This window comes from Nonomuraea rosea (assembly GCF_039539705.1).
GTDB classification, from domain to species: domain Bacteria; phylum Actinomycetota; class Actinomycetes; order Streptosporangiales; family Streptosporangiaceae; genus Nonomuraea; species Nonomuraea rosea.
The window spans coordinates 1-14,344 of sequence record NZ_BAABDQ010000072.1; the positions used below are offsets into that span (position 1 = coordinate 1).

The following is a 14,344-nucleotide window of genomic DNA, read 5'->3' on the forward strand; positions in this document are numbered from 1 at the left end:
CCCCCACCAGCGCCCAAACAACCACAAACTCCCCCACGAGCACCACCCGCCAGAACCCCCTCAGAGCCCAGGGCGACATGACCTTCTACGCCCCCGAAGAGCCCGGCGCCAGCCGCCAGGCGGCCGAGTGGGCGGCGGACCGCCCGGCCGACGCCGCGCTCATGCGCAAGCTGGCCGCCGTCCCCCATGCCGTCCGGCTGAACGAGCCCGAGGTCAGGGCCAAGGTGGACACCACGATCACGGCGGCGGAGCAGGCCGGCGGCGTCCCCGTGTTCCTGATCAACTACATGCCCGGCAGCGACTGCCAGAAGGTCGGTGCGGCCGGCATGGCCGCGTACCAGGAGTGGATCAAGGGCATCGCCGGCCAGATCGGCCAGGCCAGGGCTGTGGTCATCCTGGAGCCCGCCACCCTGGTGAAGATCCCCGGCACCAAGGACTGCGACCTGCAGGGCTCGCCGGACCAGCGCTACAAGGACCTGCGCCAGGCCGTACAGACGCTCAAGGCCAATCCCGCCACCGCCGTCTACCTCGACGGCAGCCAGGACCTCTGGCCGGGCACCGCCGTCATGGCCGAGCGGCTCATCGGCGCCGGGGTCGACCGGGCCGACGGCTTCTTCGTCAACACCGCCGGCTACCAGCGCACGGCGAAGGCCGTCGCGTACGGCAAGGCGCTGTCGGCCTGCATCGGCATCCAGCTCTCGACCGGCAAGAAGGGCTGCCCCGCGGACACCACGGTCGACGCCGCCACGATGCCGCACTTCGTCGTGGACACCAGCAGGAACGGCCAGGGCTCCTGGGCCCCGGCGAAGCACTACGCCGACCCCCAGACGTGGTGCAACCCGCCGGGCAGGGGCGTCGGCGACCGGCCGACGACCGAGACGGGCGAGGAGCTGGCCGACGCCTACCTGTGGATCGCCAGGGCGGGCACCTCCAGCGGCAGGTGCCGGCGCGGCACGGACGGCGAGCAGGATCCCGAGCGCGGCGTGGCCTCCCCCGAGGCCGGTCTGTGGTGGGGCGACCTGGCGCTGGAGCGGGCGAAGAATGCCAACCCCCCGTTGCGCTGAGGTTAAGCCCGCGTAAGACCTCATGTTAAGCGGACGTTAGATCTGACCCCGCTGCCCTTGTCCGAACAACCTTCTGCGGAGAGGCTCTGGCCTGCAACTACTCCCCCCAGGAGGTTCATCGTGAGCAAGGCACGCGTGCCGTGGAAGGCAGTGGTCGGCGGTTCTGTCGGCAATCTGGTCGAGTGGTATGACTGGTTCGTCTACAGCAGTTTCGCCGTCTATTTCGCCGCTTCCTTCTTCCCTGAGGGGAACGACACGGCGAAGCTGCTCAACACCGCGGCCATCTTCGCCGTCGGCTTCTTCATGCGCCCGCTCGGCGGCTGGCTGCTCGGCCGCTACGCCGACAGGAAGGGCCGCAAGGCGGCGCTCACGCTGACCGTCACGCTGATGTCGGCCAGCGCGCTGCTGATCGCGATCGCGCCGACGTACGAGTCGGTCGGCTACTTCGGCGCCCTGGTGCTGGTGGTCGCGCGCCTGCTGCAGGGCCTGTCCGTCGGCGGCGAGTACGCGGCCAGCGCCACGTACCTCACCGAGGCCACCCCGCGCGGCCGCCGCGGCTTCGCCTCCAGCTTCCAGTACGTCTCCATGACCGCCGGCCAGCTCGTCGGCCTGGGCCTGCAGATCATCCTGCAGAACTCGATGTCCAAGGAGGCCCTGAGCTCCTACGGCTGGCGCATCCCGTTCGTCGTCGGCGCCCTGGCCGCGGCGGTCGTGTTCTACCTGCGCCGCAGCCTGCTGGAGACGGAGGCGTACGGCGAGGAGGAGCGCGAGGACGAGGGCGGCCAGCGGGGCACGATCAAGGGCCTGCTCGCCCACAAGAAGGAGGCGCTGCTGGTCATCGCCCTCACCATGGGCGGCACCGTCGCGTACTACACCTACACCACCTATCTCACCAAATACCTGTCGAACACGGCCGGCCTGGCCAAGGAGACCGCCACGCTGGTCAGCTTCTGCGCGCTGTTCATCTTCATGTGCCTGCAGCCGCTGGCCGGGGCGCTCTCGGACCGGATCGGGCGCAGGCCGCTGCTGATCACGTTCGGGGTCGGGTCGATGCTGGGCACGGTGCCGCTGATGACGGCGCTGGGCGGCGCGACCGGGTTCGGCGGGGCGCTGGTGCTCTCGCTCACCGGCCTGATCATCATCACCGGATACACCTCGATCAACGCCGTGGTGAAGGCCGAGCTCTTCCCCACGCACGTGCGCGCGCTCGGCGTCGCCCTCCCCTACGCGATCGCGAACGCCCTGTTCGGCGGCACCGCCGAGTACGTGGCGCTGTGGTTCAAGGACAGCGGCATCGAGTCCGGCTTCTTCTGGTACGTCTCCGGCTGCGCCGCGGTGTCGCTCATCGTCTACCTGACCATGCGTGAGACGAGGGACGCGGCGCTCTCCCGTGCCGAGCAGGGCACGCAGGACTCGGTCCCGACTCGCGTCTAACCTGGACATATGCGAGTTCTGCTGGTCGAGGACGACGATCGGCTCGCCTCCGCGCTCACCACGGCCCTCGCCCGGCACGGCCATCAGGTCACCCGGGCGGGGCTGGCCGTCGACGCCCTCCGCCTGGCGGGGGGCGCCGACTTCGTCCTGCTCGACCTCGGACTGCCCGACATGGACGGGCTCGACGTGCTGCGCCGCCTGCGCCGGGTGTCGGCGGTGCCGCTGATCGTGGTCACGGCCCGTACGGAGGAGCGGGAGGTGCTGCGCGGGCTGCGTTCGGGGGCGGACGACTATCTGATCAAGCCGTTCCGCACGGTCGAGCTGATGGCCCGCATGGAGGCGGTGGTGCGGCGCGGCACCCGGCCCAGGCCGCCGCGCGACGACGTGGTGAGCGTCGGGGACGTCCACATCGACCTGGGGTGCCGTCAGGTCACGGTGGCGGGCGAGCCGGTGACGCTGACCAGGCGCGAGTTCGACCTGCTCGCGCTGCTGGCGCGCGAGCCGGGCGTGGTGCGCGGCAGGGAGGAGATCCTCGACGAGGTCTGGGGTGACCCGCTGCTGTCGGCGTCCCGCTCGCTCGACGTCCACGTGGCGAACCTGCGCTCGAAGACCGGCCGCCCCGGGCTGGTGGAGACGTTGCGCGGCACCGGCTACCGGCTGGGCTCGACGGCGTGAACTCCCGGCTGGTGGTCACGTTCACCACGTTGATCGTCTTCCTGATCGCGGCGCTGGCCGTGCCGCTCGGGCTCGCCTACGCCTCCCACCGGACGAACCGGCTGCTCCTCGACCGCCGCGCGGACGCGACCCGGTTCGCGGAGCTGGCCGACCAGGCGGCGCGGGAGGACGACCGCACGAACCTGATCGCCGAGATCACCCGGTACGCCGAGCTGTACGGGGCCGCCGTCCGCGTACGCGATCGCGACGGGTCGGTCCTCGCCACGGCGGGCCGCTTCGAGGCCGACGACCGGGACGCCGTCCGCCTCGCGCTGGCCGGGCGGACGACCGAGGACCTGCCCACGATCAGCCCGTTCGGCCCGGCCACGGTGCTGCTGGCCGAGCCGGCGGGCAGGGACGCGCAGCTGTCCGGCGTGGTGCTGCTGGAGGCGCCCGCCGACCAGGCCAGGCTGGACGTGTCGCTGGTGTGGGGCGCCCTGGCGCTCGGCGCGCTGGTCGCGCTGGGCTACTCCGCGCTGGCGGCCAGGCGGCTGGCCCGCTGGATCCTGCGGCCCGTCACCGAGCTGGACCGCACCACCCAGGCCATCGCGCAGGGCCACCTGGACGCGCGGGCGCATCCGGGCGCGGGGCCGTCCGAGCTGCGGCGGCTGGAGGAGCGCTTCAACGCGATGGCCGACGCGGTCTCGGGCGCGATGGAGCGGCAGCGGGCGTTCGTGGCCGACGCCTCGCACGAGCTGCGCACCCCGCTCACGGTGCTCGGGCTGCGGCTGGAGAACCTGGAGCCGCATCTGCGGGCCGAGGGCACGCCCGAGTTCGAGGAGGCGCTGGCGGAGCTGGACCGGCTGACGTTGCTGGTGGCCGACCTGCTGGCGCTGGCCAAGGTGGAGGCGGGGGCGGGGGTCGCGGGCAAGGCCGTCGCGCTGGGGCCGCGGCTGGGGGTGTGGCGGGAGGTGTACGCGGCCAAGGGGGTGCGGTTGCAGGTGGACGTTCCGGAAATTTCAGAGGTTCCCGAGGCGGCGGCCAGGATCGCCGACATCGCGCTCGACAACGCCCAGAAGTTCGTGCCCGCGGGCGGCACGGTGGCCGTGACCCTGCTGGACGGGGTGCTGCGGGTGGCCGACGACGGGCCGGGGCTGGGCGAGGAGGAGCGGGCCGAGGCGCTGGGCCGGTTCTGGCGCTCCGGGGCGCACGCGAACGTGCCGGGCAGCGGGCTGGGCCTGGCGATCGCGGCCGAGCTGGCCAAGGGGTGCGGGGCCGGCCTGCGGCTGCTGCCCGCCGCGCCGCACGGGCTGATCGTGGAGCTCCGCCTGAACCAGCCGTAGCAGGACAGGTAGGTCAGCCGTACACGGACCGGTAGTAGCGGGCGGCGCCGGGGTGGAGGGGGACGACGCCGGTGCCGATGGCGTAGCGCTCGTCGAGGCGACCGCCGGGCGCCGACGGGGCCTGGAGGCGGTCGCGGGCGCGGAAGAGGGTCTCGGTGATGGTGTGGGCCAGGTCGTCGGGGAGGCTGGTCCGGCACATCAGATAGCTGGGGGTGCCCACGGTCGCGACGGGCCTCGTGGCGCCGTACGCGCCCGAGGGGACGGACGCGTGCTCGTACACGGGGCCGAACCCGCGGCGCAGCACCGGCACCAGCGACTCCAGCGGCACGAGCCGGATGTCGTCCAGCGTGGCGAGCGCGGGCGTGGGCACCCCGCCCGACCAGAAGAACGCCTCGATCCGGCCGCCGCGCAACGCCTCGATCGACGCGTCCAGGTTCAGCCTGACGACCTGCGGCGGCCGGTCCAGCCCGGCGGCGGCCAGCACGCGGGCCGCGGTCACCGCCGTACCCGAGCCCTCCACGCCGAGCGACACCGCGCGCCCGGCCAGCTCCTGGACGGAGGCGATCCGCGCGTCCGCGCGGACGACCAGGTGGACGTAGTTCATGTACACCCTGGCCAGCGCGGAGACCGCCTGGTGGCGCACGCGGACGGCGTCGTCGGCGCTGTCGGCCAGCGAGAACCCGGCGTCGGCGCGGCCGTCGGTCATCATGGTCAGGTTCTGGACGCTGGCGGCGGTGCGCAGCACCCGCACGCCGACCCCCTCGCGGCGCAGTTCCTCGGCGAGGCGGTCCCCGAGCGCGCCGTACGGCCCGCCGGCCAGCCCCGTGGCCAGCCGCAACTCCTGAGGCCCGCCGCCGGAGCCCGAGCACCCGGCCGCGAGCCCGAGCGAGGCTCCCAAGAACGCACGGCGGGATATCGGCATGAATTCACGGTATCCGGTCCACCAGAATGGACATCGTGACCGAACAGGACGCACGCCTGCGCATCGCCTCAGAGCTGACGATGTTCCTGCCGGCGAGCCGCCGCACGGAATGGCATGAGGTGACCCCGAACGGCATCTCGACGCTGGGCCACCACGTCGAGTCGATCGGCATCCCGCTGACCGAGGTGGGCCCGATGATCGTGCACGGCACCGGCGTGGGGCCCTCCTACCAGCTCACGCCGGGCGACGTGGTGGAGATCCATCCGGTGCCGAGGCCCCAGCAGCTGCCCGCGGAGCCGCGCTTCCTGCTGGACGTCCACCTGGGCACGCTCGCGCGGCGGCTGCGGCTGCTCGGCATCGACGCCGCCTACCACAACGACATGGACGACCCCGCGCTGGTCGTGCAGGCCAACGAGGAGCGGCGGGTGCTGCTCACCCAGGACCGCGGCCTGCTGCGCCGCCGCGCCCTGTGGCTGGGCGCGTACGTCCGCGGCTCCCAGCCCGCCGACCAGCTCCGCGACCTGCTCGAACGCTTCTCTCCCCCGCTGCGCCCGTGGACGCGCTGCACGGCGTGCAACGGCGAGCTCGTGCCCGCGTCCAAGGCCGACGTGGAGCCGCTGCTGGAGGCGGGCACCCGGCGCAGCTACGACGCCTACGGCCGGTGCGGCGACTGCGGCCAGGTGTACTGGCACGGCGCGCACAGCGACCATCTCGAAGAAATCGTACGGTCGGCTCGACTCTGGACTGATACCGCGAGTCCCGTCTTCTAGAAAGACCGTAAAGTTGATCTCAATACACCCTCTCACCAGGGGTTATATGAGTCGCCGAGGGTATGAGTTGTGTCAACAAACAACGCCCGAATACGCCGGGATACCCCGCGAAGTTACAGGGAGATTCGCCCCAGATTGGGGGATTTACCATAAATGGCCAAGAACCAGAAGCCCGACAATGGCGCCGGGTCCGCTCCACGCGTCTGGAGCGCCAGGAGGAAGTGGGCGACGGCCGTCGTCGGCATGACCACGACGCTGGGCCTGCCGAGCCTCGTGGTGAAGATCAGCCAGGCCCAGGGCAGGGAGAACGCGCCGAGTCTCGCCATCACCGCGCCCGCGACAGGCCCGGGAGCCACCGCACCGGCCTGCCCCATGGTCAGAGGCACCGCCGCCCTCCCGGAGGGCACCACCCTGCTGGTCGCGGTGCGTCGCACGACCGGCGTGCCGCGCACGAAACAGACGCGCTTCTACCGGGTCGACACCGTCCGCCCCTCCGGCCAGTGGGACGTGCCCGTCTCACTCGAAGGCGAGGATCCCAGGATGGCCGGGCAGTGGTACTCGATCACCGCGCTCACCGTCCAGACCGCGTGGACCGACTTCCTGGAGCGGATCCACGGCACCGCGGACGATCCCCTGCTGATCGCCTCCGCGATGCCGCCGCACGAAGGCGCGGCGCCCTCCGTCGAGGTCCAGCGCGAAGACGCGCCGGACGACTGCTGAACACCGGCCCAGCACGGCTCGGAGCATAGGGACAGCCTAGGGGCAGGTGGCGGGCCCACTCACCCGCGGTGAGCGGACGCCCGTCCCAGAGCGAGAGCCGGTCAGGCCCGGAGAAGGCCGCCTGGGAGCCGTCGGGACTGAAGGCGTAGTCGCCCAGCAGCCGCCCGAGCCCGGGGCCGGCGGCAGCCTGGCGTCCATGGGCGAGACGGCCAGCGTGCGGCCCAGCCGATGCGGGCCGGAGGGAGTGAGCGCAGCCATCAAGTATGCCATTCTGATCGACGTCTCCTCCTCGAAGGAAGGTCGCGTGGAATTTCGCATCATGGGGCCGCTCGAGGTTCGCGACGGCGAGGGCCGCGATCGCACGCCGACCGTGCCCAAGCATCGCGACCTGCTCGCCATGCTCCTGATGAACGCGGGGCGTCCCATGCCGGTCGAGCGGCTGCGCAAGCTGCTGTGGCCCCGCGAGGGCGGCGACCGCTCCGACTCCCTCGTCCGCGGCTACGTCGGCCGGCTCCGCCAGCTCGTCGGCAAGGACGTGATCACCACTGTCTCCGGCTCGTACGTGCTGAGCCTCGGCGACGGCCAGCTCGACGTCGACCGGTTCAGGCTGCTGGTGGACCGTGAGTTCTACGAGGAGGCGCTGGCGCTGTGGCGCGGCGAGGCCCTGGAGGACGTCGACCCCGAGGGCGAGCGGTGGCTGGAGACCCGGCGGCTGCGCGAGGAGCTGCAGGAGCTGCGCCTGCTGGCGCTGGAGCGCCGCGTGCAGGCCGACCTCGACGCGGGCCGCCACCGGGAGCTGCTGGCCGAGCTGCGGCGGCTGACCAAGCAGCATCCGCTCTGGCAGCGCTTCAGGGGCCAGTACATGCTGGCCCTCTACCGCAGCGGGCGCCGGGTGGACGCGCTGGCGGCGTACGCGGTGCTGCGCGACCAGCTCGACGGCGGGCACGCCATCGAGCCCGACCCCGAGCTGCAGCTCCTCTACCACCGCATGCTGCACGACGACGTCTCCCTGCACGTCTCTGCGGGCCCTCCGGTGCTGCTGCCGCCCGACGTGGCCGACTTCACCGGCCGCGCCGGCCTGCGCGACCGGGTGGTCGGCGGCCTGGCCGTGGTGCACGGCCAGGCGGGCGCGGGCAAGTCGGCGCTGGCCGTGCACGCCGCCTGGCGGCACCGTGACGACTTCCCCGACGGCATCCTGTACGCGGACTTACGCGAGACGACGGCGGCCGCGGCGGTGCTGGAGGACTTCCTGCGCTGGCTGGGCTGCCCGGCCCAGGCGATCCCGGCCTCACTGGAGCAGCGTGAGCGGCTGTTCCGCACTTACGCGGCCAACCGCAGGCTGCTGGTGCTGCTGGACAACGCGGCGGGCGAGGCGCAGGTGCGGCCGCTGCTGACCTCCTGCCCGACGGTCGTGACCAGCCGGTCCTCCCTCGGCGGCCTGCCCGGCGCGCGGCGGCTGTCGGTGGGCGTGCTCGACGACGGCGACGCGCTGGAGCTGCTCGTCAGGAGCTCGGGCCGGTCGGCGGACGACGCGCTGCGCAGGCTGGCGCGCTTCTGCGGCGGGCTGCCGATCGCGCTGCGCATCGCCGGGTCCCGGCTGGCGGCCAGGCCGGAGTGGACCGTCGACTACCTGGTCGGCCTGCTGGAGGACGAGCACGAGCGGCTCGACGGGCTGCACTCGGGCGATCAGGCGGTGCGCAGCGTGTTCGCCATCGGCTTCGACGGGCTGGCCGAGCCGGCCCAGCTGACGCTGCGCGGGCTCGGCGCGCTGTCCGCGCCCGACTTCGCCGACTGGGTGACCGAGCGGCTCGGCGGCCACGCGGAGGCACTGGTGGACGCCGGGCTGCTGGAGACGCACGGCGTGGACGTGGCGGGCCAGGTTCGCTACCGGCTGCACGATCTGACCCGGCTGTTCGCCCGTGAGCAGCCGGTGCCCGGCGTGCTGGCGCGGCTGTCGGAAGTGGTGCTGGCCAGGGTGCAGGCCTCGCGGTTCTCGCTGGTGTCGGGCGATCCGGCCACGGCCGTGGCCACCAGGGACATCAGGGAGTCCGTCGAGTGGCTGGCGGCCGAGCGGGCGTTCCTGGTCAGCCTGGTCGCCGACCTGAACGCGGCCGGGCTGGACGACGCCTGCTGGCGGCTCGCGCACCTGCTGGGGCCGTATCTGGAGCGCCACCGGTTCCTGGACGACTGGCGGGCCGTCACGGGGGCGGCGCTGGAGTCGACGCGGCGGGCGGCCGACGACCGGGGCGAGGCGCTCGTCCTGCTGGACCAGGGAGACCTGCACCTGGCCGAGCGGGAGTGGGATGTGGCGCACGAGCGGCTGCGGCTGGCGCTGGCCATGTTCCTGCGGCAGGGCCGGGCCCGCGACGTCAACCACACCAGGCGCCGGCTCGGCCGCGTGCACCTGGAGCGGGGGCGCCTGGAGGAGGCCGAGCGCGCCCTGCTGGCCTGCCTGGAGAGCGCCGGCAACCAGCGGGACGCCGCCGACGCCGAGCGGGTGCTCGGCACGGTGCTGCGCCGCGCGGGCCGGCTCGACGAGGCCGTGACGCGGCTGCTGGCGGCCGTCGAGCACCTGGCGGTGCTGGGCGACCGGCACCGGCAGGCGGACACGCTGCTGGAGCTGTCGGCCGTCTACCTGTCGCAGGCCGCCAAGGCTGACGCCAGGGCCGCCGCCGAGCGGGCCAGGGGCATCGCCGTACGCCTGGGCGACCGGCTGCTCGACGCGCAGGCCCTGCTCACCCTGGCCAAGGTGAACAGGGCCGAGGGCGCGACCGAGCGGGCCCGCGAGCTGGCCGCCGCGGCGCTGGAGGTCTTCGAGGCGACCGGCGACCGCCAGGGCGGCGCGAACGCCCGCGCCCTCCTGGCGCTGAGCTGAACGGGCCGCCTGGCGCTGAGCTGAACGGGCCGCCTGGCGCTGAGCTGAGCGGGCCGCCGCCCGGCTCAGACCGCCAGCAGCCGCCGTACGTCGTCGCGGTGCAGCTCCTCGGCGGCCCCGGTACGCACGACGTGCCCGCCGTCGAGGATGACGAACGTGTCGGCCAGCCGCAGCGCGATGTCCAGATACTGCTCCACGAGCAGCACGGCCAGCCCGGAGGCGTGCAGCCGCTCGATGGCCGCCTCGATCTCCAGGATGATCGAGGGCTGGATGCCCTCGGTCGGCTCGTCGAGTATGAGCATCCTCGGCTTGGTCACCAGGGCACGGGCCATGGCGAGCTGCTGCTGCTGACCGCCCGACAGGTGCCCGGCGCTCCGCTTGAGCAGCGGCTTGAGCGCGGGGAAGACCTCCAGCGCCTCGTCGATGGCCGACCGCTGGCCCTTGGCCGCCTCCAGGGTCACGAGCAGGTTGCCCATGACGGAGAGCTGCGGGAAGCACTGGTGGCCCTGCGGGACGTAGCCCATGCCGAGGCGCACCCGCTCGTGCGGTTTCAGCCTGGTCACGTCGCGCCCGTCGAACGTGACCGTGCCCGCCGTCGCGGGCAGCACGCCCATCACGGTGTTGAGCAGGGTGGTCTTGCCGACGCCGTTGCGGCCCATGACGCACACCAGCTGGCCCGGCTCGACCTCCAGCGAGACGCCGAACAGGACGCGCGCCCGCCCGTACCCCGATTCAAGGCCGCTCACTGACAGCATCGCTGGGTCTCCTCCCCAGATAGACCTCCTGCACCCGCGGGTCGCCGCTGACCTGGTCCACCGACCCCTCCACGAGCACCTTGCCCTCGTGCAGCACCGTCACCTTCGAGGCGTGCCGGCGCAGGAACTCCATGTCGTGCTCCACCACGATCACCGTGTGGTCCGCGGCGATCTGGGTGAGCAGCTCCCCGGTCCGCTCCCGCTCGTCCTTCGACATGCCGGCCACCGGCTCGTCCAGGAGGAGCAGCCGTGGCCGCTGCGCCAGCAGCATCCCGATCTCGAGCCACTGGCGCTGGCCGTGGGAGAGAACACCCGCTGAACGCTCGGCGAGCTCTTCGAGCCCGGTCCTGGCCAGGGCCTCCTCGACGGCCTCGGTGACGCCCTTGCGCCGCCTGGTCAGCGACCACAGGGGCTTGCGGAAGCTGGCCGCGAGATCCAGGTTCTCGACCACGGTCAGCTCCTCGAACACGACCGAGGTCTGGAACGTGCGGCCGACGCCGAGCCGGACGATCTGGTGCTCCTTCCTGCCCACCAGGTCGTGGCCGCCGAACCGCACGCTGCCCGCGGCCGGCTTGGTCAGGCCCGTGATCACGTCGATCAGCGTGGTCTTGCCCGCGCCGTTGGGGCCGATCAGGAAGCGCAGCTCGCCCTCCGGCACGGTCAGATCGACGCCGTCGAGCGCGCGGAACCCGTCGAACACCACCTGTACGTCACGTAGTTCGAGCACTGCGCACCCTCTCCGCCAGACCTCTCGCGATGCCGGCGATCCCCTTCGGCGCCAGCGTCATGACCAGGATGAACAGCGCGCCCTGAAGGTAGAGCCAGCCGTCGGCGAACTGCTCGCTGAACGCCGTCTTGGCGTAGCCCATGACGACCGCGCCGAGCACGGCCCCCGCCAGCACGTGCCGTCCGCCCACGGCCACGGCGACGACCAGCTCCAGCGAGGGCACGACGCCGAGCAGGGCGGGGGAGATGATGCCGACGACCGGCACGAACAGCGCCCCCGCCAGCCCCGCCATGCCCGCCGACGCGGCGAAGGTGACGGTCTTGACCAGGGCCGGGTCGTATCCGAGGAAGCGCACCCGGTCCTCGCCGTCCCTGACCGCGACGAGGAGCCTGCCGTACCTGCTGTTCACGAGCTGCCGGGTGGCGAGGTAGAGGACGCCGAGCACCACGGCGACCACGATGTAGAGCCCTCGCTGCGTGGAGTCCTCGGCGAGGTCCTGGCCGAACAGCTCGAAGAAGTTCGTCATGCCGTTGGTGCCGCCGGTCAGGCCCTGCTGGCCGACCAGCAGGATGACCATGGCGGCGGCCAGGGCCTGGGTGAGGATGGCGAAGTACGCGCCGCGTACGCGCTGCCTGAAGACCAGCGTGCCGAGGATCAGCGCGAGCGCCACCGGCCCCAGGACCGCCATCGTGACGGCGAAGACGGGGTTGGCGAAGGGCATCCACAGCGCGGGCAGCTTCTCCACCCCGCTCCACACCATGAAGTCGGGCAGCCCGCCGCCCTCGGCCAGCTTGAGGTACATGGCCATGGAGTAGCCGCCGAGCCCGAAGAAGACGCCCTGGCCGAGCGTGAGCATGCCGCCCTTGCCCCACACCAGCCCGATCCCGAGCGCGACGATGGCGTAGCACAGGTACTTCGCCAGCAGCCCCAGCCGGAACGGCTCCAGCAGCAGCGGGGCCACCACCAGCGCGAGCACGGCCACGGCCGCGAACGGGAGATGTCTTTTGATCATGTGAGCACCCTCGACCTCAGCACGAACATCCCCTGCGGCCGTACCTGCAGGAACGCGATGATGACGGCGAAGACGATCACCTTCGCCAGCGAGGCGTCGGACCAGAACTCGGCGTAGGAGTTCAGCAGGCCCAGCGCGATCGCGGCCAGCACCGCCCCGCGCAGCTGCCCGAGCCCGCCCGCCACGACGACCAGGAACGCGTCCACGATGTAGTACGTGCCGAGCGCCGGCCCGACGGGCCCGATGAGCGTCAGCGCCACCCCGGCCACGCCCGCCAGCCCCGACCCGATGAAGAAGGTCAGCATGTCCACCCGGCCGGTGTCGATGCCGCTGGTCGCGGCGAGCTGCCGGTTCTGCACCACCGCCTGCGTCCTGCGGCCGAACCCGGTCCTGGTCAGGTACAGCCACACCGCGACCACACCGGCGATCGCGAGCGCCATGATGAACAGCCGGTTGTACGGCAGGATCCCCACCGCTCCCGACAGCCAGGAGGGCGCGGGCACCTGCACGTTGGGCGCCCCGAACAGGTCGCGGGCGAGCTGCTGCAGCACCAGGCTCACGCCCCAGGTGAGCAGCAGCGTGTCCAGCGGCCTGCCGTAGAAGTGCCGGATGGCGGCCCGCTCCAGGATCAGCCCCATGACCCCGGCGACCACGAACGCCACCGGCAGCGCCAGCACCAGGTCCTGCATCAGGAACGCGGTGTACGCCCCCGCCATGATGAACTCTCCGTGCGCCATGTTGATCACGCCCATCTGACCGAACGTGAACGTCAGCCCGAGCGCGATCAGCAGCAGCACCGCCCCGATCGAGAGCCCGATGGGAAGCTGGTTGACGAAGGCGGACATCACTGACCCGCAGCCAGGCCGGCCGCCCACGGGTAGCCCTTGAGGAACGGGTCGGGCTTGATCGGCTTGCCCGAGTCCCAGACCTGCTTGATCAGGCCGTCCGGCTGGATGATGCCGATGCGGGCGGTCTTGTACATGTGCTGGTTCTCGCCGTCGATGGTGACGAGCCCTTCGGGACGTTCGAGCGCGATGCCGCCCGCGGCCTTCTTGACGGCCTCGACCTCGGTCGAGTTCGCCTTCTTGACCGCCTCGGCCCACAGGTAGACGGCGTTGTAACCGGCTTCCATGGGGTCGCTGGTGACCTTGTTCTGGCCGTACTTGGCCTTGTACGCCTTGACGAACGCGTCGTTGGCCGGCGTCTCGGTGGTCTGGTAGTAGTTCCAGGCGACCGGCTGGCCGACGATGTTGTCCACGCCGATGCCGGTGACCTCCTCCTCGGCGACGCTGACCGACAGGACCGGCATGCTCTCTGCGCTGACTCCCGCGCTCTTGAGCTGCTTGAAGAAGGCGACGTTGCTGTCGCCGTTGAGGGTGTTGAACACGGCGTCCGGCTTGGCCTGCACGACCTTGTTGACCAGGGTGGAGTATTCGGTGTGGCCCAGCGGGGTGTACTCCTCGCCGAGCACCTCCATCCCGTTCGCCGCCGCGTACGCCTTGATGATCTTGTTCGCGGTGCGCGGGAAGACGTAGTCGCTGCCGACCAGGAAGACCTTCTTCTTGCCCTGCTCCTTGAGATAGTCGAGGCCGGGGATGATCTGCTGGTTGGTGGTGGCGCCGGTGTAGAAGATGTACGGCGAGCTCTCCAGCCCCTCGTACTGCACCGGATACCAGAGCAGCGCCTTGTAGCGCTCGAAGACGGGCAGCATCGCCTTCCTGCTGGCCGAGGTCCAGCCGCCGAAGACGGTGGCGACCTTGTCCTGCCTGATCAGCTTGGTGGCCTTCTCGGCGAACGTCGGCCAGTCGGAGGCGCCGTCCTCCACCACCGGGACCAGCTGCTTGCCCAGCACGCCGCCGGCCTTGTTGATCTCCTCGATGGCGAGCAGCTCGGCGTCGCGTACGGTGACCTCGCTGATCGCCATGGTGCCGCTGAGCGAGTGGAGGAGGCCGACCTTGATCTCGTTCGATGAGGCCGCAGGCCCGGCGTCGGATCCGCAGGCCGCGAGTGCTAACAGGAGCGCTCCGGAGACGAGCGTACGGGGGATGCGCACGGCGGTTCCTTCCTG

At 71.7% G+C, this 14,344-nt stretch carries 13 protein-coding genes; 7 read left to right on the forward strand and 6 right to left on the reverse strand.

The window, feature by feature from the left end:
* From ABEA43_RS65185 to ABEA43_RS65200, 4 genes are all read left to right on the forward strand, one after another.
* On the forward strand, positions 1-1,064 hold a 1,064-nt coding region (locus ABEA43_RS65185; protein WP_345580120.1), incomplete at its 5' end, for a glycoside hydrolase family 6 protein.
* 120 nt (positions 1,065-1,184) lie between these two features.
* Positions 1,185-2,498: an MFS transporter gene (locus ABEA43_RS65190; protein WP_345580123.1), complete on the forward strand. Its 1,314-nt coding sequence runs from the start codon at positions 1,185-1,187 to the stop codon at positions 2,496-2,498.
* Positions 2,499-2,507: 9 nt separating this feature from the next.
* The gene (locus ABEA43_RS65195; RefSeq protein WP_345580126.1) at positions 2,508-3,173 is read left to right on the forward strand and encodes a response regulator transcription factor; all 666 of its coding nucleotides are present in this window, start codon (positions 2,508-2,510) and stop codon (positions 3,171-3,173) included.
* Entirely contained in the window at positions 3,170-4,495 is a 1,326-nt protein-coding gene (locus ABEA43_RS65200; RefSeq protein ID WP_345580129.1) for a sensor histidine kinase, read from the forward strand. Before ABEA43_RS65195 ends, ABEA43_RS65200 begins: the two co-directional genes overlap by 4 nt.
* A 13-nt stretch (positions 4,496-4,508) precedes the next feature.
* On the opposite strand, the gene ABEA43_RS65205 is transcribed toward ABEA43_RS65200, so the two are convergent.
* Complete coding sequence (locus tag ABEA43_RS65205; RefSeq protein WP_345580132.1) at positions 4,509-5,417, reverse strand: TAXI family TRAP transporter solute-binding subunit; 909 nt, start codon at positions 5,415-5,417, stop codon at positions 4,509-4,511.
* 26 nt (positions 5,418-5,443) lie between these two features.
* Between ABEA43_RS65205 and ABEA43_RS65210 the strand changes: the two genes are divergently transcribed.
* The 3 genes from ABEA43_RS65210 to ABEA43_RS65220 all read left to right on the forward strand — a co-directional run bounded on the left by ABEA43_RS65210 (position 5,444) and on the right by ABEA43_RS65220 (position 9,782).
* The gene (locus ABEA43_RS65210; protein WP_345580135.1) at positions 5,444-6,187 is read left to right on the forward strand and encodes a Mut7-C RNAse domain-containing protein; all 744 of its coding nucleotides are present in this window, start codon (positions 5,444-5,446) and stop codon (positions 6,185-6,187) included.
* A gap of 153 nt (positions 6,188-6,340) precedes the next feature.
* Positions 6,341-6,907: a hypothetical protein gene (locus ABEA43_RS65215; protein ID WP_345580138.1), complete on the forward strand. Its 567-nt coding sequence runs from the start codon at positions 6,341-6,343 to the stop codon at positions 6,905-6,907.
* Between the two features lie 304 nt (positions 6,908-7,211).
* A complete protein-coding gene (locus ABEA43_RS65220; protein ID WP_345580141.1) occupies positions 7,212-9,782 on the forward strand; it encodes an AfsR/SARP family transcriptional regulator in 2,571 nt (856 codons plus the stop codon).
* 65 nt (positions 9,783-9,847) lie between these two features.
* Here the strand turns inward: ABEA43_RS65220 and urtE are convergent, their stop codons facing one another.
* Genes urtE through urtA form a run of 5 tightly spaced genes read right to left on the reverse strand, consistent with a single transcriptional unit; the run spans position 9,848 to position 14,329 of the window.
* Positions 9,848-10,537 (reverse strand): urea ABC transporter ATP-binding subunit UrtE, encoded by a 690-nt coding sequence (gene urtE / locus ABEA43_RS65225; RefSeq protein WP_345580144.1) that lies wholly within the window; start codon positions 10,535-10,537, stop codon positions 9,848-9,850.
* Positions 10,515-11,264: an urea ABC transporter ATP-binding protein UrtD gene (gene urtD, locus ABEA43_RS65230; protein WP_345580147.1), complete on the reverse strand. Its 750-nt coding sequence runs from the start codon at positions 11,262-11,264 to the stop codon at positions 10,515-10,517. Before urtD ends, urtE begins: the two co-directional genes overlap by 23 nt.
* Positions 11,248-12,276, reverse strand: coding sequence for an urea ABC transporter permease subunit UrtC (gene urtC, locus ABEA43_RS65235; protein ID WP_345580150.1), 1,029 nt, complete (start codon positions 12,274-12,276; stop codon positions 11,248-11,250). Before urtC ends, urtD begins: the two co-directional genes overlap by 17 nt.
* Positions 12,273-13,121: an urea ABC transporter permease subunit UrtB gene (gene urtB / locus ABEA43_RS65240; RefSeq protein WP_345580153.1), complete on the reverse strand. Its 849-nt coding sequence runs from the start codon at positions 13,119-13,121 to the stop codon at positions 12,273-12,275. Before urtB ends, urtC begins: the two co-directional genes overlap by 4 nt.
* The gene (gene urtA, locus ABEA43_RS65245) at positions 13,121-14,329 is read right to left on the reverse strand and encodes an urea ABC transporter substrate-binding protein (RefSeq protein WP_345580155.1); all 1,209 of its coding nucleotides are present in this window, start codon (positions 14,327-14,329) and stop codon (positions 13,121-13,123) included. The genes urtB and urtA overlap by 1 nt, the downstream gene beginning before the upstream one ends.
* Positions 14,330-14,344 lie beyond the last annotated feature (15 nt).

Excerpts from the sequence above, each read along its gene's own strand:
- ABEA43_RS65195 (WP_345580126.1), top strand. The coding sequence starts at position 2,508 with ATGCGAGTTCTGCTGGTCGAGGACGACGATCGGCTCGCCTCCGCGCTC.
- ABEA43_RS65205 (WP_345580132.1), bottom strand. The coding sequence starts at position 5,417 with ATGCCGATATCCCGCCGTGCGTTCTTGGGAGCCTCGCTCGGGCTCGCG.
- ABEA43_RS65210 (WP_345580135.1), top strand. The coding sequence starts at position 5,444 with ATGGACATCGTGACCGAACAGGACGCACGCCTGCGCATCGCCTCAGAG.
- ABEA43_RS65215 (WP_345580138.1), top strand. The coding sequence starts at position 6,341 with ATGGCCAAGAACCAGAAGCCCGACAATGGCGCCGGGTCCGCTCCACGC.
- urtE (WP_345580144.1), bottom strand. The coding sequence starts at position 10,537 with ATGCTGTCAGTGAGCGGCCTTGAATCGGGGTACGGGCGGGCGCGCGTC.
- urtC (WP_345580150.1), bottom strand. The coding sequence starts at position 12,276 with ATGATCAAAAGACATCTCCCGTTCGCGGCCGTGGCCGTGCTCGCGCTG.
- urtB (WP_345580153.1), bottom strand. The coding sequence starts at position 13,121 with ATGTCCGCCTTCGTCAACCAGCTTCCCATCGGGCTCTCGATCGGGGCG.